We start from the raw sequence: 18,318 nt of genomic DNA on the forward strand, positions 1-18,318 counted from the left end.
CCTGTGGCTTGCGCATCACCTCGTCAGCAAGGCGGAGAAGACCGGACGCTTACGAGACTAGGGCATCGACGGCGCCGACCTCCGATCGCCACAGGTCAACGTGGCGGGTTGGCTGGAGCAGGCCGAGCAGGCCGTCCCCGATCATGAACACCGCGGCCATTTCGCCTGCGCGTTTCATTCCCAGGGTGACGCTGTCATCACCGGCGTTGACGGACGTGTGACCGTTCATTTGCGTGACCTCTGCTGATTGCTCCAGTTGCGGAATGCTTCGATCGCCGGATTGCGCCGCAGCACGCGTGCTTCGGGGTCGATGACGAGGTGCGCGCCGGGCGGAGTGTCAATGATCGCAGCGCCGTTGGTCATCGCCAGCCGCCGAGTCCGGCCGTTGAGGCTCACCTCGATTGGCATTGGGAAAGTGAGCCCGCCCGGAACCTTCCAACGCAATTCGGTCCGGTTGCCGGGAAGCGGCGTGGCCACGAGCTCGGGCAGTGTGGCCTGACGCAGATAAGCGTTAAAAAACCAGTCGTAGTTCTTGTCCGTCACCTGATTGACGATGCGCTGATACTCGGCAGTCGAGCCGAAGCGGGGACGGAAATTGCCGGGCTTGGGATCGTCGCGGCCGTAGACTTCAAGCCGCATCGCCTTGAAGAAGGCGGCGTCGCCGATCAGCCAGCGCAAGCTGTGGAGCATCCACGACGCCTTGTAGTAGATGTCGGTGCCGGGTCCGCCGAGCTTGGGTTCGTAGACTTCCTCCTCGGTCAGCACCTTGTCACGCACTACGGGGAAATCGTTGGCGATCTGGTTGCGCTGTGCATCGAGCATGACGTGGTAGCGCGCCTCACCCTCGCGCCAGCGGCCGTAGAGCGGCTGCATGTAGCTGCCGAAGCCTTCGTGCAGCCAGTAATCGTCCCAATTGCCGGCGGTGAGTTGGTTGCCGAACCATTCGTGGCTGAGTTCGTGGTGGAACAGCCAGTCAAACCCCTCGGGTGCCTTGGCGTAATTGTTGCCGTAGGCGTTGATCGTCTGGTGCTCCATACCCTTGTGCGGGGTTTCGACCACGCCGAGCTTCTCGTCACCGAAGGGGTAAGGACCTACCGTCGCCTCGAAGAAGTCGAGCGTCGGGGCGAATTCCGCGAACAATGCCTCGGCCTTCGCCTTTTCGCCGGGCAGATACCAATAACTCATCGGAATCGTGTTGCCGTAGCGGCTCTTGTAGGTGCCGCTGATCTCTTCGTACGGGCCGACGTTGAGCGCGATGGCGTAGGTATTGGGCTGGCGTGCGCGCCAGTTCCAGCGAGTGCGGTCGTCGGGCAATCGGTCGATGCCGAGCAGGCGTCCGTTGGAGGGGGCCTTGAGCCCTGCCGGCACCGTGATGTGGAGGTCGACCGAGGCAGGCTCGCCGGTCGGGAAGTCGAGGCATGGCCAGAACAGGTCGCAGCCGTAGCCTTCCGCGGTGGTGGCGAACCAGGTGCGGCCATCGGGCGTCTTCGACCAGACCATGCCGTCATCCCAAGGGGCGTTGACGGCGACGTGCGGGGTTCCGCCGTAGCTGATGCGCACCGTCACCTGCCTGCCCGCGGCAAGTGGGTTGGGGAGGGTGACCGTCAGTCGACCATCGGGGTTGGTCCAGGCCGCACGGGCGAGCGGTCGACCGTCGATGCTGATCGCGGAGACAGGGAGGTTGTGGTCGAGGTCGATGAGCAGCCGGGCAAGGGGTGCGCGGGCGGTGAAGGTAAGCGTGGCCACGCCGTTCAGCGCCTGACGTTCGGGCAGCACCTCGAACGACAGATCGGCGTGATCGAAGCGAAGCGCGGTTTGTTCGCGCAACAGCGGCCCGCCGGAACGCTGCGTCTGATCGGTGAGCGGCGGGCTACCTTTCGGAGGCGGGGCGAGTGCCAGCAGCGGCAGCGAGAGCAGGGTGGCGACCAAACGCGGCATGAATCCTCGGCTAATTGGACGATTGCAGAAACGACAAGTGGAGGAAGTTGAGATTGGTGGAGGTTTTCCGCGTCTGTCTCAACTTCGGTGGGTTAGCAGGCGAGAGTACGGCTAAGACGTTGAGGCTGTGCGGAGTCGTTTAATCGTGCCACGCTGTCCGAGCGAAGTTGAGACTGAACCGGACCTTTCTTCTAGTGATCGCGTGCTTGGGTGAGGTGATGTTGGAACGTGGCGCCCCGCATCCTCTAACCTTCCGTTCGGGAGGTGGGTCGTGGTGATCCGGCGGACGTTCGTGACGCCGACACGTGGCAGCTTGAGGTCGGATGGACCCCAAAACGAGCTCGGGGCGACGGTAAGGGGCGCGTGCATATCGTCAGCATGACATGCGTGCAGCCGGTAGGACAGCGTGCGGCGGAACGCGGTCGCAACGATTGATGGAAATCGTGCGCGCACCATATAGGATCACGAACGTCGCCGCTGTTCGGCGACCTCCGGAGTATCCATGACGTCCACTCTTCCCGTCCTGCCGCTTCGCGACATCGTCGTCTTCCCGCACATGATCGTTCCGCTGTTCGTCGGACGCGACAAGTCGGTGGCGGCGCTGGAAGCGGCGATGGCTGCCGACAAGGAGATCTTCCTCGTCGCGCAGCTCGACCCTGCCAACGACGATCCCGCGCGCGACGACCTTTATTCAATGGGCGTGACCGCGACCGTGTTGCAATTGCTCAAGCTGCCCGACGGCACCGTGCGCGTGCTGGTCGAGGGCAAGCAGCGCGCAACGCTGGAGGCGTTGAACGAGCGTGACGGCTATTTCGAGGCCGAGATCGCTGCGGTCGCGGACAAGCCCGTCGAGGGGCCCGATGTCGAGGCGCTGATGCGCTCGGTCGTGAAGCAATTCGAGGCTTATGCGAAGCTGCACCGCAAGCTGCCGGCGGAGACGGCGGCGCAAATGGGCGAATTGACCGAGGCGGGACTGTTGTCGGACTCGATCGCGGGCAACGTGCAGATCAAGGTCGCGGAGAAGCAGTCGCTGCTGCTCGAGACCGATCCTGTCAAGCGGCTGGAGATGGCGTTCGCGTTGATGGAAGGCGAGCTCGGCGTCCTGCAGGTCGAGAAGAAGATCAAGAGCCGCGTCAAGCGCCAGATGGAGAAGACGCAGCGCGAATATTACCTCAACGAGCAGTTGAAGGCGATCCAGCGCGAGCTGGGCAACAGCGACGACGAGGGTAACGGCGACGAGATCGCAGAGCTGACGCAGAAGATTGCAGGGCTCAAGCTCAGCAAGGAAGCGCGCGCCAAGGCGACGAGCGAGCTGAAGAAGCTGAAGACGATGGCGCCGATGAGCGCCGAGGCGACCGTCGTGCGCAACTATCTCGACGTGCTGCTGGGCCTGCCGTGGGGCAAGCGCAGCAAGATCAAGCGTGACCTGGTGGCGGCAGAGGCGGTGCTCAACGAGGACCATTACGCCCTCGACAAGGTCAAGGACCGCATTCTCGAATATCTCGCGGTTCAGGCCCGGACCAACAAGCTGAAGGGGCCGATCCTGTGCCTCGTCGGTCCGCCGGGCGTGGGCAAGACAAGTCTGGGCAAGTCGATCGCCAAGGCGACCGGGCGCGAGTTCATCCGCCAGTCGCTGGGCGGTGTGCGCGATGAGGCTGAGATCCGCGGGCACCGGCGCACCTATATCGGCTCGCTGCCGGGCAAGATCGTCACCAACCTGAAAAAGGCAGGGGCGGCGAACCCGCTGTTCCTGCTCGACGAGATCGACAAGCTGGGTCAGGATTTCCGTGGGGATCCGGCGTCGGCGCTGCTTGAGGTGCTCGATCCGGAGCAGAACGCGAAGTTCAACGATCATTACCTCGAGATCGACATCGATCTGTCCGACGTGATGTTCGTGTGCACCGCGAACTCGCTCAACCTTCCGCAGCCGTTGCTCGACCGCATGGAGATCATCCGGCTGGAGGGTTACACCGAGGACGAAAAGGTCGAGATCGCCGAGCGGCATCTGGTCGCCAAGCAGATCGAGGCGCACGGGCTGAAGGAGGGCGAGTTCACGCTCACCACCGAGGGGCTGCGTGCGCTGATCCAGCGCTATACCCGCGAGGCGGGTGTACGTACGCTGGAGCGTGAGATCGCCAAGCTGGCCCGCAAAGCGCTGCGACAGATCCTGGAAGGCAAGGCGACAAGCGTGACGATCACGCCCGAGAACCTGTCCGACTATGCGGGCGTGCAGAAATATCGCCATGGTCTGTCAGAGCAGGAGGATCAGATCGGCGCGGTGACGGGCCTCGCCTGGACCGAGGTCGGTGGCGAGCTGCTCTCGATCGAGAGCGTGACCGTACCGGGCAAGGGTCAGGCGAAGGTGACGGGTAAGCTGGGCGACGTGATGAAGGAGTCGGTGCAAGCCGCTTACAGCTTCGTCCAGGCGCGCGCGCCGTCTTTCGGGATCAAGCCGAGCCTGTTCCACCGCAAGGACATCCATATCCACTTGCCCGAGGGTGCGGTGCCGAAGGATGGTCCGTCGGCGGGCATCGGCATGGTGACCGCGATCGTCTCGACGCTGACCGGCGTGCCGGTGCGGCGTGATGTCGCGATGACGGGCGAGGTGACGCTGCGCGGGCGCGTGCTGCCGATCGGCGGGTTGAAGGAGAAGCTGCTCGCCGCGCTGCGGGGCGGGATCACGACCGTGCTGATCCCGCAGGAGAATGAGAAAGACCTGGCCGAGATCCCGGCGAACGTGAAAGCGGGGTTGAAAATCGTGCCGGTCGCCCACGTCGACGAAGTGCTGCGACTCGCGCTGACGCAACCGCTGGAGGCGATCGACTGGACCGAGGCGGACGAGCTCGCCGCGCTGCCGCCCGCGCCGATCACGCCGGTGGGCGCCGAGGTTCATCACTGAGGCGCGTGTTCGTGACGGTTGCGTGACGAACACGTCCGCTTCCGCCCGACCGTGCTAGCACCACAACAGACCGCCGCGCATCGACACGCATGCGCGGCGGTTTCGTTTGACTCGGTTAATGGGTGTCGCCTTACTGGGCGGATGCGGGTTTGCCGGCGGCGAATCCGCGCGCCATTTTTGTTGCCTATCGAAGCGTAAAACGGGGGTTCTCGGGGATGAACAAGCAGGAATTGATCGCGCAGGTCGCGACAACGGCGGGGCTGGGCAAGGCCGAGTCGGTCCGCGCGGTCGAGGCGGTGTTCGACACGATTTCGACCTGCCTGAAAAAGGGTGAAGAAGTTCGTTTGGTCGGTTTTGGGACCTTTGCGGTCAGCAAGCGTAAGGCGTCGACCGGGCGCAACCCACGCACCGGCGAGCCGATGACGATCGAGGCGAGCACACAGCCCAAGTTCAAGGCAGGCAAGGTGTTGAAGGACTCGCTCAACGTCTCGAAGTAAGAGCGCGGCAGATATCCGCCGTTTTGCGCTGGACAAGCGGGCGGTGCTTGCCTAAAGGCGCCGCTCCGACACGTTCGGGCGCGTAGCTCAGCGGTAGAGCACACCCTTCACACGGGTGGGGTCACAGGTTCAATCCCTGTCGCGCCCACCACATAGGCCCGCGGCCAGCATTGGCGGCGGGCCTTGTCGTATGTGGCGTCCGTTATCGGGGATCGCTCCTCTCGGTTGGCCGTTGGCGCTGCCAGACCATCGGAGCACGTGCCATGACCGACCAGATCGCCGACCAGCATCAGCCGCTCGTTCCCAATCGGACGGTGTGGCTCGACGATTTCGGCGACCTAGACGTGATCGCGCTATCCGAGCGGCCGGTGCCGCAGGCGGTCGATGACGAAGTACTGGTCCGCATCGCCGCGGCGAGCGTGAACCCGGTCGACTGGAAGACAGCGGCGGGCGAATATCCGCCCAAGGGCGCGGATCAATTGCCGTTTGCGCTAGGGCGCGACCTTTCGGGCCGGATCGAGGCGCTGGGAACGCGCGCGCACAACATGCTGAGCGTCGGCGACCGCGTGATGGCGTTCATCGACCAGGACCGTGGGGCGCAGGCCGATTACGTGGTCGTGAAGGCGGTCGAGCTGGTCGCAACGCCAGATGCAATCGACGACGCGACCGCCGCGGCGCTGCCGCTGGCCGCGATGACGGCGTGGCAGGGCTTGTTCGACCACGGCCGGCTGGAGGCGGGGCAGCGCGTGCTGATCCACGGCGCGGCGGGCGGTGTCGGCCATCTGGCGGTCCAGTTCGCGGTGTGGAAGGGAGCGACGGTGTTCGCGACCGCGGGAGAGCGCGATCTTGACTACATCCGTTCGCTGGGGGGCGAACGCGCGATCGATTACAAGAACGAGCGCTTCGAGGATCACGCCACCGATCTCGACCTCGTCTACGACACGCAGGGCGGCGACACACAGGCGCGATCCTTTGCCGTGTTGAAAAAGGGCGGCACGATGGTGTCGACGCTGGAGCCCGATGAGGAAAAGGGGCGCGAACTCGGCATCCGCACCGTGCCGCGCTGGCACGCGCAGCCGAATGCGGCGCAATTGGGCGAGGTGGTCGATCTGGTCGCGGCGGGTACGGTCAAGGTTGCGGTCGATCGGACGTTCGCTTTCGACAGAGTCCGGGATGCTTATGCCTACACCCGCGACGAGCATCCGCGCGGAAAAGTCGTGCTCACCATGCAGGACGAATGAGTAACCAACACTGACCTAGGTCGCGCTTTCCGCGATTGTCACGGAACCGAAACGCAAACGTCACTCCGCTGTCTTTGAACATCCATGTGCCTGTCATCCACGACGCCTAGCGCGGCGTGGAGGCCGGCACGGGGGATCGAGTCGGCCGGGCGCAAGACGACGCGCCCGTCATCCACGGTTCGGGGAGTGTTCAATGCAGAACTTCAAGCGCGCTTCGCTCATGCTCATGCTCGGTTGCGCGACCGCGGCGCTGAGCGCCTGCGGCGCCGACGACATCGCCTCGCCGGGCGAGGGCGTGATCGTGCTGCCGTCGCCGACGCCCGCAGCGTCGCCCACCCCCACGCCGACGCCGGGTTCGAGCGGCGGTCTGGTGACCGCGGCGGCGAGCTGCCCGACGATCGCGGGCCCCAACGCGCTCTCCGATCGCGGCACGATTACCGGCCCGACCGGCACGTACCGCAATTGCGCGCTACCGGCGCGTTTCACCGCCTCGACTCAGCTCGCGAAGACGACGGGTGTGATCTACTCGATGGACGGCCGCGTCGACGTCGGCACCGACCAGGGCCCGACCTCGACCGGTTACCAGGTCACGCTGGGCATCGATCCGGGCGTCGTCATCTTCGCCTCGACCGGCACCGCGTTCCTGGCGGTCAACCGCGGCAACCAGATCAACGCGGTCGGCACCCCGACGCAGCCGATCATCTTCACCAGCCGCGCGAACGTCGTCGGCACCAACGATTCGACGTCGCAGGGCCAGTGGGGCGGCGTGGTGCTGCTCGGTCGCGCGCCGATCACCGACTGTTCGGAGCCGACCGCGACGCCGGGTAGCGCGAACTGCTCGCGTGACACCGAGGGGACCTCGGGCGCGCTCTACGGCGGTGCGCAGCCGACCGACAGCTCGGGCCGGATGAGCTACACGCAGATCCGTTACTCGGGCTACGCGCTGGCGCCCGATCGCGAGCTGCAGTCGCTGACCCCATCGGGCGTCGGTTCGGGCACGCAGATCGACCACTTCCAGTCGGTCAACTCGTCGGACGACGGTATCGAAGTGTTCGGCGGCCGGCCCAACATGAACTACCTCGTCATCTCGGGCGCGGACGACGACTCGCTCGACACCGATGTCGGTTACAAGGGTTTCATCCAGTATGTGATCGCGATCCAGCGTCCGGGCGGCAGCTCGGGTGACGCGATGATCGAGCACGACTCGAACGGCAACGAGGACGCGGTGCCGCGTTCGAACGTCCGCCTCGCCAACTTCACCTTCATTCACCATTCAAAGATCGGTGCGGACGCCTCGGTCATGCTGTTCCGCGGCGGCGCCGACTATTCGTTGTTCAACGGCGTGGTGGTGACCGACTCGGGTCTGCCGTGCGTGCGCATCAACAGCGCGACGACGATCGCGGCGGCGAACAGCGCCACCGACAAGGCGGGGCCGCCCGCCTTCACCTCGGTGCTGCTGTCGGGTTGCAACCCAGCGTTCAGCGGCACGGGCGGCGTGTCGAATGACCAGGTTGCGGCAATCTTCAACGGCGGGCGCAACAACAACGCCGCCTTCACCGCGACGCTGACCAACACCTACATCAACGGTGCGAACGAGACGGCGGCGACCGCGGTCGATCCGTCGAGCACGAGCGTCGTCAACTCGGGTGGCTTCTTCCAGTCGGCCCCGTATGTCGGTGCGGTGCGCAACGCGAGCGACACCTGGTACCGCAATTGGACCTGCAACCTCGACTATGCCGACTTCGGCAGCTCGAACGGTTCGTGCCTGTCGCTGCCGACCACCTAAGACCCGCGGGTCACGTGAGGGGGCGGCAGCAATGCCGTCCCCTGATTCGCATCTTGAGGATTTGGGGGAATAATGATGTCCAAGCGGCTGCCGCTCGCGAGCGCCCTGTTGTTGACCACGTGCCTGTTCGCCAGCCCGGCCTTCGCGCAGGCATCGGGCTCGAACACGCCGACCACCGGCGCGCCGGGCGCCACGCCGTCGAGCCCGTCGGGTAACCCGACGCAGGACGAGGCGGAAACGAGTGCTGCGCCGCAGGTGTCGATCCCTGGTGGCGGCGACGACATCGTCGTCGTCGGTCGCGCGCGCGCCAATGTGGTGCAGAACGCGCCGCAGGTGATCTCGGTCCTGTCGACCGAAGATATTGCACGCACCGGCGAGGGCGACATCGCGGGCGCGCTGCAGCGTGTGACCGGTCTGTCGGTGGTCGGCAGCGGGTTCGTCTATGTTCGCGGCCTGGGCGATCGCTACAGCCTGGCGCTGCTCAACGGTTCGCCCTTACCGAGCCCCGAGCCGCTGCGCCGCGTCGTCCCGCTCGACATCTTTCCGACGGACGTGATCGCGTCGAGCCTGGTGCAAAAGAGCTATTCGGCGAACTTCCCGGGTGAATTCGGCGGCGGTGTCATTAATCTGACGACCAAGACGACCCCGAACGAGCCGTTCCTGACCGTGTCGGGTTCGGTCAGCGGCGACAGCTACACCACCGGACGGCTGGGTTACGTTTATTACGGCAGCCCGACCGACTGGACCGGGTTCGACAATGGCACGCGCGACGTGCCCGGCCCGCTCAAGGCGGCGCTGAACAGCGGGTCGCCGATCGGCGAAAACGCGACCTTCACGCGCGCCCAGTTGGGCGAGATCGCGACCAGCCTGGTCAATTCGCGCACCTCCGTGCTGCAAACGCAATATCAGATGCCGATCAATTTCGCCGGCAACCTGACCGGCGGCACCAGCTTCGACATGGGCGGGCTGCGGCTGGGCGTGCTCGCCTCCGCCGGGATCGGCAACACGTGGCGCACGCGTCAGACGTTGCAGCAGTTCGCGAACGGCGTCGGCGACGCAGGCGTGCTGCAGAACAGCTTCAACCGCGTGATCACCGACAATCGCGTGGTGGTGAACGGCCTGCTGGGGATCAACGCCGAGTTCGGCGACAATGTGATCCGCTGGACCAATCTGTATGTGCGCGACACGATCAAGCAGGCGCGGCTGGGCGTCGGTTTCGACCTCGACCGCGCGGGCCAGGACCTGCTGCTGCAGAACACCGCCTGGTACGAGCGTCAGTTGATCGACACGCAGTTGACCGGCGAGTTCAAGCCGACCGACGACCTGAAGGTCGAACTGCGCGGCAGCTATGCCAATTCGCAGCGCGAAGCGCCGTACGAGCGTGAGTTCCTGTACGTGCGCACCAACCTGCCGCTCGATCCGATCGGCAACAAGTACAGCAACAACTTGGGCACTGGCGGCAAGGGCGGCGCGAACGTCGCGTTCAGCGACCTGAACGAGGATCTGTGGTCGGGCGGCGCCGATCTCGTCTATTCGCTGACCGGCGGGATCAAGCTGGGCGTCGGGTACGCGTACAGCGACACCAAGCGTACCTCGACGCGGCGCGCGATCAGCTTTCTCGCCAACTCGCTGCCGATCTCGGTTCAGCAGTTGCGCCCGGACTATTTGCTCGCCGACCAGACGATCCAGGCGTACGGCATCTACCTGCAGGAAACGACCGCGCAGGACGGCACTGCGGCGTTCGACGCGGCGCTGCGCACCCACGCGGGCTACGGTCAGGTGATCGCGCAGCTCACCCCGGCGCTGAACTTGACCGCGGGTGTCCGCTACGAAACCGCGAAGCAGACGGTCGACGCAGTCGACATCTTCAACACCGGGCTGCCGGGGTTGGCGGGTGCGCTCAACACGCGGCTCAACAAGGATTACTGGCTGCCGTCGCTGACCGTCACCTACGAGCTGCAACCTGGCATGCAGCTGCGTGCGAGCGGATCGAAGACGATCGCGCGGCCGCAGTTCCGCGAGTTGATCAGCCAAGTCTATATCGACACCGATACCAATCGCCTGTTCCGCGGCAACAACTCACTGGTCGACAGCCAGTTGTACAATGCCGAAGCGCGGTACGAATGGTTCTTCGGGCGCGATCAGCGCTTCACGCTTGCGGGCTTCTATAAGAAGATCGACAAGCCGATCGAGACCTATTCGGCGATCGTCGGACAGGTGCAGACCAGCTTCGCGACCGCGCCCGAGGCGCAGCTGTACGGTGCCGAGGTCGAGCTACAGAAATATCTCCCGCTCGAAGGGCTGGGAGGCGAGTTCTGGGCCTCGCGCCGGTTCCTGACGATCGCCAATTACACCTACACGCATTCCAAGCTGAAGGTGAAGGACGGCGATCAGACGGTCATCAACGGCGTGTCGCGTGACGCGAACCTGTTCTTCCGCGATGGTGCGCCGCTGACCGGGCAGTCGGATCATCTGGTCAACCTGCAACTCGGGCTGGAGGATACCGACCGTCTGTCGCAGCAGACGTTCCTGATCAACTATGCCTCGAAGCGGGTGACGACGCGCGGCCCGAACGCGCAGCCCGACGTGTATGAATATCCGGGCTTCCGCCTCGATTTCGTCGCGCGCGAGGGGGTGACGATCGCCGGGGTCGAGACCGAGGTGAAGTTCGAGGCGCGCAACATCACCGCGACGCCGTACAAGGAATACCAGCAGTTCGACGGCCAGCGGATCTACTACAACCGCTACGACGTGGGCGCGTCGGTGTCGCTTGGTCTGGGCGTGAAGTTCTAAACGCTGGGTGTTGATCAGAAGCAGGCGGGCGCTGTCGTGCCCGCCTGCTTTGCTGTTTGAGCCGTGGGAGGAGCGAGGCGCGGATGCGTCACCAGCCCCAGGGTCGTTCGCGGTACCATTTGGTGATGACATATTTGGTGCCGGCGCGCACTTTCATGCCGTGGTGGATCGTCGCGGGGTTGAGCGAGCCGTCGGGACGGTGATTGTTCCAGCAGACGAGCTTGCCCGTCTCTGGCTGGATCGTCTTGTCGACCGCCTTGAACCGCGTCGCGCCGCCCGCCTCGGGTTCGTTCAGATAGACCATCACGGTCCAGGTGCGGTTGCCCGCGACCGAGCAGTAACGGTGAAAGTCGACGCCGTTCGGCTCGAAATAATCGGTGTGCGCCTTGAACTCCTGCCCGACCGCGTAGCGCTGTCCTTGCAGCGGTTCGCCGTGGAGTGGGTCGAGCCCGGTAAAGGCGGCCAGCCTTGCGTCGACCGCGGCGACGAGCGGGTCGGCGGCGGGAAGGTCGCACGTCTCGCTGGTGCGAAAGGCGGCATCGCCATTATGGTCGGAGATGGTCGAGGGGCGACGTTCGGCATCGATCATCGCGCACAGGCTCGCGCAGGTAGCGGCGTCGAGGAAGCCGCGCTGAATGAACAGTGTCAGCTTGGGGCTGGGCAGCTTCTGGATGCCAGGCTGCTGGGCGAGATGGGCGGTGATCGCGTCGGTGGCCATGCCCCGTCTTTAACGCCGCGCCGAACGGTTCCCAAGACGCAGAAATATTACACAAACGTGCCACGCGGCTGTAACATCGTCGACCTAGCGCCGGCGGGGCGGGGAGTTTACCAAAGCGCATGCGATTGAAGTTCGACGCCCGGGCACGGGCGATCCTGCGGCGGGTGCCCGTGGTGAATGTCTATTCGGCAGCCGAGATCGCGCTATTGGGCGTGCTGGCGGTGCAGTGTGCGCGGCTGGTGTGGACCGTCGTCACGCCGATTGCGCCGTTGGGGGCGTGGGCGCCGGCGGGGCCGGTGCTGCCGGGCGATCCGGCGGGCGTGTTCGCGAGCTTCGATCCGTTCTACCGCGTCAGCGGCGTGCAGACCCAGGCAGCGGCGATAACCTCGCTGCAATTGACGTTGTTCGGCACGCGGATCGATGAAGCGCAGGGGCGCGGGTCGGCGATCATCGCGGGACCTGATGGGGTGCAGAAGAGCGTGAGCGTGGGTGAGGAAGTGGCGCCGGGTGTGGTGTTGAAATCGGTGGCGTTCGATCACGTGACGCTCGACCGCGGTGGTGCCAGCGAGAATCTATTCCTGCCGCAGAGCGACGGCGGCAGTGCACCGGTGGCGGCGCCCGGCGCGGGCGCGCCGGCGGCGCCGGGAACCGCGACCCCCTCGCCGGCCGATCTGTCGGCGATCCCGCGGATCGATGGCGGGCGCGTGACCGGGCTGACGCTGCGCGGGCAAGGCAAGGGCGCGTTCCAGGCGGCAGGCTTGCAGGACGGCGACGTGGTGACCGCGATTCAGGGGCGCCCGATCGGCAGCGCGGCCGATCTGGAGCAATTGCAGAACGGCCAGGCGACCAGCGTGACGATTGAGCGCGGCGGGCAGTCGCTTCCCGTCACGCTGCCGGGAGGCGCACGATGATGCGGCGGCTCCTCTCCGCGGCGCTGCTTGCGTCGTGCGCGCTGTCGGGCGCGCCGGTTGTCGCGCAGACGACGTTGAACGTGCGCGATGCCGACATTCGCGCGTTCATCGCCGACGCCGCCAAGGTGACGGGGCGCACCTTCATCATCGACAATCGCGTGCAGGGCAAGGTGACGGTGGTGACCGACCGGCCGCTGTCGCGGTCGGAATATTTCGAGGTGTTCCTGTCCACGTTGCGCGCCAACGGGCTGGTGGCGGTGCCGACCGCCAACGGTGCGCTGCGCGTTCAACCGATTGACAATGCGGCGAGCCAGCCCGGGCGGATCGGGCTGCGCGGGGCGGCGCGCAATCAGCTGGTGACCGAGATCATCCGGCTGCGGTCGACCGATGCCACACAGGCAGTCGACACGGTGCGCCCGCTGGTGAGCGCACAGGGGTCGGTAACTGCGAACCGTGGCGGCAACAGCCTGGTGGTGGTCGATTTCGCCGACAACGTGCGCCGTGTGCGCGAGGTGGTGCGCCGGTTCGATACCGATGTCGCCTCGACGCGGATCGTCGCATTGCGCAATGCCAACGCGAAGGAAGTCGCGACCGCGCTGACGCAGTTGATCGGCGGCGGGGCAGGCGGCGGCGGCGGGCAGCCGGGGGCGACGCCCGGCGGCGCGTCGGCGGTGGCGATCGAGAGCTCGAACGCGGTCGCGCTGCGCGGCGATCCCGCAACCGTCGCACGGCTGGTGGCGGTCGCGCGCGATCTCGACACGCGTGCGCGCAATGCCAACGAGATCAAGGTCGTGTTCCTGGAGAATGCGGACGCCGCGCAACTGCTGCCGGTCCTTCAGCAGCTCGTCGGGCAGCAGCCCGATGCGGTGCAGGAAGAGGCGCTGAGCCGCGCGAACTTCGGATCGAGCAGCACGGGGCCGACGAGCGGAGGCGCAATCAGCCAGCAGTCGAATTCGTCGAGCTTCCAGCGATCGATCCAGCCGCAGAACGTGACGCCGCAGAGCGGCAGCCAGCCGCAGCAGGCGGCGATCACGGGGCAGGGTGGGCGCACCGCGGCGGTGGTGACTCGCTTCGCCGGCGCGAACGCGATCGTCATCGCGGCACCGGGCGACATCCAGCGGCAATTGACCGAGGTGATCCAGCAACTCGACACGCGCCGCGCGCAGGTGCTGGTCGAGGCGATCGTCGCGGAAGTGTCCGATTCGACCGTCAACCGGCTCGGCGCGCAGTTCATCCTGGGCAATCTGTCGGGTGGGGCGTTCGGCGCGTCGACCTTCTCCAACTCAGCGCCTAACATCCTGCAGATCGCCGGCGCGATCGGTGCGCAGCAGCTCGCGACCTCTACCACGACCACGGTCAACACCGACGGCAGCACAACCGTGGTGCGCAGCACCTCGCCGGCGGCGGACACGCTGACGCAGTCGGCGATCAACTCGATTATCCAGTCGTCGGGCGGGCTGGCGGGCTTCGGCGGCACCATCGGCAACACGCTGTTCGGCGCAATCATCCAGGCGGTGAAGAGCGACAATCAGTCGAACCTGCTCCAGGTCCCGCACATCATGACGCTGGACAATCAGGAAGCACACAGCCTGGTGGGTCAGGAGATCCCGATCACGACGGGACAGGCGCTGTCGAACAATTTCGACAATACGTTCCGCACCACGCAGCGGCAGAATGTCGGCATCGGGCTGGACGTGCGGCCGCAGGTGAACTCGTCGGGCACGATCAAGCTCAACCTGCATATCGAGGTCAGCTCGATTGCGGGGCCGGTGTCGAGCGACAATTCGGACCTGATCCTCAACAAGCGCGAGGTCGAGACGGTGCTGACCGTCGACGACGGTGCGATCGGGGTGATTGGCGGATTGCTCTCGGACGAGGAGCGGCGGACGATCGAGAAGATCCCGTTCCTGGGCGACATTCCGGTGCTGGGCAATCTGTTCAAGTCGAAGGCGAAGTCGCGCGCCAAGACCAATCTGATGATCTTCATTCGCCCGACGGTGATCCGATCGGCCGCGGACAATCGGCGCGTGACCGAGCAGCGCTACGGTTACCTGCGGTTGCAGCAGGGAGTGCAGGACCCGGCGACGGAACCGTCGATCGACGCGCTGGTGCGCGATTACATGGGAGCCGCGCCGCCGATCCCGCCCGCGGGGCAGCCCGGCAGCATCGAGGACCCGCGCGTCGGCGTGCCGGTGTACCGCAATTCGGTCGCCACGATCCCGGCGTGGCCGAAATGATCCGCACCGGCGCCGAGGTCGCGATCGATCCGACGCTGTCGAGCGGTGTCGTGCCGGTCGACGCGGGCGCGGTGCTGAACGAGGTGCCGCAGGTCGTTGCGGGCGTGACCGCGCCGGTGCAACTGCCCTACGCGTTCGCGCGCAAGTTCGGTGTGGCGCTCGACGGCGACCAAGTGGCGCTGCGCGAGGGCAGCGACCCGCGCGCGCTGATCGAGGTGCGGCGCGTGCTCAGGCGCGCGTTCGACGTTGCGGTGATCGAGCCGGCGGCGTTCGACCGGCTACTCTCCGACAATTACGCGATGGACGGGCAGGCGACCGCGGCAGCGGCGGTGGGGATGGGCGACGAGCTCGACCTGTTGGCGGAAGGGTTGCCGACCGCGGACGACCTGCTCGACACCGCCGACGATGCGCCCGCGATCCGGCTGATCAACGGTGTGATCGCGGATGCGGCGCGCAACGGCGTGTCGGACATCCATATCGAGCCTTACGAGACGGGGCTCGTCATCCGGATGCGGATCGATGGCGTGCTGCGCGAAACGTTGCGGATGCCGCCGCACGTCGCACCGGTGGTGGTCAGCCGCATCAAGGTGATGGCGCGGTTGGACATCGCCGAGCGGCGTGTGCCGCAGGACGGGCGCATGGGGCTGACGCTGGGGGGCAAGCTGCTCGACGTTCGCGTCTCGACTTTGCCCGCACGCGCGGGCGAGCGCGTGGTGCTGCGTATCCTCGACAAGGAGAATGCGGGCATCGACCTCGATGCGCTGGGGATGAGCGCGGAGATGAACGCATTGCTGCGCGAGGCGATCGCGGTGCCGAACGGGATCGTGCTGGTGACCGGGCCGACCGGCAGCGGCAAGACGACGACGTTGTACGCGGCGCTGCGCCTGCTCAACGACGGCAGTCGCAACATCCTGACGGTCGAGGACCCGGTCGAGTACGCGGTCGAGGGCGTCGGGCAGACGCAGGTCAATGCCAAGGTCGGGCTGACCTTCGCCGCGGGCTTGCGCGCGATCCTGCGGCAGGACCCCGACACAGTGATGATTGGCGAGATCCGCGATCGTGAGACGGCCGAGATCGCGGTGCAGGCGTCGCTGACGGGGCATCTGGTGCTCTCGACCGTCCACACCAACGACGCGGTCGGCGCGATCACGCGGATGCGCGACATGAAGGTCGAGCCGTTCCTGCTCGCCTCGACGCTGCGCGCGGTCATAGCGCAGCGGCTGGTTCGGCGGTTGTGCCCGACGTGCCGCCGCGCGGTTCCGGCGCGCGAGACGGTGGCGCCGCTGCTCGGCATCACCCCCGACACTGTGGTCTACGAGGCGGTCGGGTGCGAGGAGTGCAACCGGACCGGTTTCCGTGGGCGGATTGGCGTGTACGAGGCGGTGCGGGTTGATCCGACGATCCGCCGGCTGATCAACGACGGCGGCGATGAGGACGCGATCGCGCGCCATGCCTTCGCCGATCCGGCGCGCGACACGCTGGCAGGCGCGGCGCGGCGGCTGGTCGAGGAAGGGCGGACGACCGCGGAGGAGGCGGTGCGCGTCAGCCGAGCAGACGCGACCGACACGCCGCAGGAGCGGCTTGATGCGGCCGAGGCGGCGATCGCGGATGCCTGAGACGCGGCGTGGCTGACTTCGATTACGTCGCGATCGACACGCGCGGTAACGAGGCGCGGGGGCATGTCGCGGCGGCGTCGGTCGAGGCGGCGCGCGCGGTGCTCGACCGGCGGCGGTTGTTCGTCGTCAAGATCGAGGCTGGCTCTGCGCCGGCGAGCAAGGGCCGCCCGCTGTTCGGGCTCGAGCTCGGTCGCGCGAAGATGTCGGGCAAGCAGCTGACGCTGTTCACGCGGCAGTTGGCGACGTTGAACCGCGTCTCGCCGTTGGAGGAGAGCTTGCGAACCGTATCGCGCCAGACCGAGCAGGAGCGCGTGCGCGTGATCGTGCAGAACGTCCACGCGGGGGTGACCGAAGGGCGGCGGCTGGCGGACGCGATGGCGCGCGAGCCCAAGAGCTTCCCGCCGCTCTACCGCGCGATGGTGGCGGCAGGTGAGAGTTCGGGGTCGCTGCCGGAGATCATGGAGCGATTGTCGCTGCTGCTCGAACGCCAGGCGGAGATCAGGGGCAAGCTGTTCACCGCGATGGCGTACCCTGCGGTGCTGGCGACCGTCGCGATGGGTGTCGTGGTCGCGCTGATGGCGTTCGTGGTGCCGCAGGTGGTGGAGCAGTTCGACACGGTTGGGCAGGAGTTGCCGTTTCTCACGCGCATGGTGATCGCGCTGTCGGCGGCGATCACGGGTTACTGGTGGGCGATGCTGCTGGTGCTGGTGCTCGCCGGCCTGAGTGCGTGGGCGGCGCTGCGGCAGCCGCCGATCCGGCTGGCGTTCGACACCTGGTTGTTGCGCGTGCCGCTGGTCGGGCGATTGCTGCGCGACCTGCACGCGGCACGGATGGCGCGGACGCTGTCGACGATGGTGGCGAGCCGGTTGCCGCTGCTGGAGGGACTGAACCTGACCGCGGGGACGATCCATAATCGACGGCTAAAGGCGGCGTCGGACGAGATCACCGACGCGATCCGCGGCGGCGGCAGCCTGTCGGCGGCAATGCGGCGCACCGCGGTGTTCCCGCCGCTGCTGGTATATCTCGCGGCGTCGGGCGAGGCGGCGGGGCGGCTGGACGAGATGCTGGAGCGCGCGGCCGATTACATGGAGCGCGAGTTCGACCGCTTCACCGCGACCGCTTTGTCGCTGCTGGAGCCGCTGATCATCGTCATCATGGGCGGCATCGTCGCGACGATCGTGCTATCGATCCTGCTTCCGATCCTCCAGCTCAACACGCTTGCCGGACAGTGAGAAAGATTATGCGTACCGAACAGAAGAAGCGCCGGCGCAAGAACGGCTTTACGCTTGTCGAGCTGATGGTGGTGATTGTCATCATCGGTCTGCTCGCGACGATCGTGGCGCTGAACGTGCTGCCGTCGGGCGACACTGCGCGCATCCAGAAGGCGAAGGCCGATATCGCGACAATCGAGCAGGGGCTGGAAATGTACCGGCTCCAGCAGGGCAGCTATCCGACGACCTCTCAAGGATTGCAGGCGCTGGTGAGTGCGCCCGCGGGGGTCGATGCGTCGCGCTATCAGGCGGGCGGATATATCAAGCGCTTGCCCGAGGACCCGTGGAACCGTCCGTATCTGTACGCCTCGCCCGGGCAGCACGGCGCGGCGGACGTGTGGACGCTCGGCGCCGACGGCAAGGACGGCGGTGAGGGGATCAATGCCGACATCGGTAGCTGGCAGTAAGTTC

General features: G+C 66.2%; 13 protein-coding genes and 1 tRNA gene. 11 read left to right on the plus strand and 3 right to left on the minus strand.

What is annotated here, in order from left to right; translation table 11 throughout:
• Positions 1-49: 49 nt before the first annotated feature.
• The gene (locus Q0579_RS06825) at positions 50-229 is read right to left on the minus strand and encodes a hypothetical protein (protein WP_298810441.1); all 180 of its coding nucleotides are present in this window, start codon (positions 227-229) and stop codon (positions 50-52) included.
• Positions 226-1,938, minus strand: a complete 1,713-nt coding sequence (locus Q0579_RS06830; protein ID WP_298810443.1) for a M1 family metallopeptidase — start codon at positions 1,936-1,938, stop codon at positions 226-228. The genes Q0579_RS06825 and Q0579_RS06830 overlap by 4 nt, the downstream gene beginning before the upstream one ends.
• 502 nt (positions 1,939-2,440) lie before the next feature.
• On the opposite strand from Q0579_RS06830, the gene lon reads away from it, so the two are divergent.
• The 6 genes from lon to Q0579_RS06860 all read left to right on the plus strand — a co-directional run bounded on the left by lon (position 2,441) and on the right by Q0579_RS06860 (position 11,154).
• Positions 2,441-4,837: an endopeptidase La gene (gene lon, locus Q0579_RS06835; RefSeq protein WP_298810444.1), complete on the plus strand. Its 2,397-nt coding sequence runs from the start codon at positions 2,441-2,443 to the stop codon at positions 4,835-4,837.
• Positions 4,838-5,052: 215 nt separating this feature from the next.
• A complete protein-coding gene (locus tag Q0579_RS06840) occupies positions 5,053-5,334 on the plus strand; it encodes an HU family DNA-binding protein (protein ID WP_298810507.1) in 282 nt (93 codons plus the stop codon).
• 76 nt (positions 5,335-5,410) lie between these two features.
• Positions 5,411-5,485 (plus strand) — tRNA-Val (locus tag Q0579_RS06845).
• Between the two features lie 112 nt (positions 5,486-5,597).
• A complete protein-coding gene (locus Q0579_RS06850; protein ID WP_298810445.1) occupies positions 5,598-6,575 on the plus strand; it encodes an NADP-dependent oxidoreductase in 978 nt (325 codons plus the stop codon).
• A 193-nt stretch (positions 6,576-6,768) separates the two neighbouring features.
• Positions 6,769-8,361 (plus strand): hypothetical protein, encoded by a 1,593-nt coding sequence (locus Q0579_RS06855; protein WP_298810446.1) that lies wholly within the window; start codon positions 6,769-6,771, stop codon positions 8,359-8,361.
• A 75-nt stretch (positions 8,362-8,436) separates the two neighbouring features.
• Entirely contained in the window at positions 8,437-11,154 is a 2,718-nt protein-coding gene (locus Q0579_RS06860) for a TonB-dependent receptor (protein WP_298810448.1), read from the plus strand.
• A gap of 88 nt (positions 11,155-11,242) precedes the next feature.
• Here Q0579_RS06860 and Q0579_RS06865 read toward each other — a convergent pair whose 3' ends face one another.
• Complete coding sequence (locus tag Q0579_RS06865) at positions 11,243-11,872, minus strand: 2OG-Fe(II) oxygenase (protein ID WP_298810449.1); 630 nt, start codon at positions 11,870-11,872, stop codon at positions 11,243-11,245.
• A 119-nt stretch (positions 11,873-11,991) separates the two neighbouring features.
• Between Q0579_RS06865 and Q0579_RS06870 the strand changes: the two genes are divergently transcribed.
• Genes Q0579_RS06870 through gspG form a run of 5 tightly spaced genes read left to right on the plus strand, consistent with a single transcriptional unit; the run spans position 11,992 to position 18,314 of the window.
• The gene (locus Q0579_RS06870) at positions 11,992-12,783 is read left to right on the plus strand and encodes a type II secretion system protein N (RefSeq protein ID WP_298810451.1); all 792 of its coding nucleotides are present in this window, start codon (positions 11,992-11,994) and stop codon (positions 12,781-12,783) included.
• Positions 12,783-15,020 (plus strand): type II secretion system secretin GspD, encoded by a 2,238-nt coding sequence (gene gspD, locus Q0579_RS06875; protein ID WP_298810453.1) that lies wholly within the window; start codon positions 12,783-12,785, stop codon positions 15,018-15,020. The genes Q0579_RS06870 and gspD overlap by 1 nt, the downstream gene beginning before the upstream one ends.
• Positions 15,017-16,636, plus strand: a complete 1,620-nt coding sequence (locus Q0579_RS06880; RefSeq protein WP_298810510.1) for an ATPase, T2SS/T4P/T4SS family — start codon at positions 15,017-15,019, stop codon at positions 16,634-16,636. Before gspD ends, Q0579_RS06880 begins: the two co-directional genes overlap by 4 nt.
• 8 nt (positions 16,637-16,644) lie before the next feature.
• Entirely contained in the window at positions 16,645-17,868 is a 1,224-nt protein-coding gene (gene gspF, locus Q0579_RS06885; protein ID WP_298810455.1) for a type II secretion system inner membrane protein GspF, read from the plus strand.
• A gap of 8 nt (positions 17,869-17,876) precedes the next feature.
• On the plus strand, positions 17,877-18,314 hold the full coding sequence (gene gspG, locus Q0579_RS06890; protein WP_298810457.1) for a type II secretion system major pseudopilin GspG: 438 nt from the start codon (positions 17,877-17,879) through the stop codon (positions 18,312-18,314).
• The last annotated feature ends 4 nt before the right edge of the window (positions 18,315-18,318 follow it).

This window comes from uncultured Sphingomonas sp., from assembly GCF_936927845.1.
Classification (GTDB): domain Bacteria; phylum Pseudomonadota; class Alphaproteobacteria; order Sphingomonadales; family Sphingomonadaceae; genus Sphingomonas.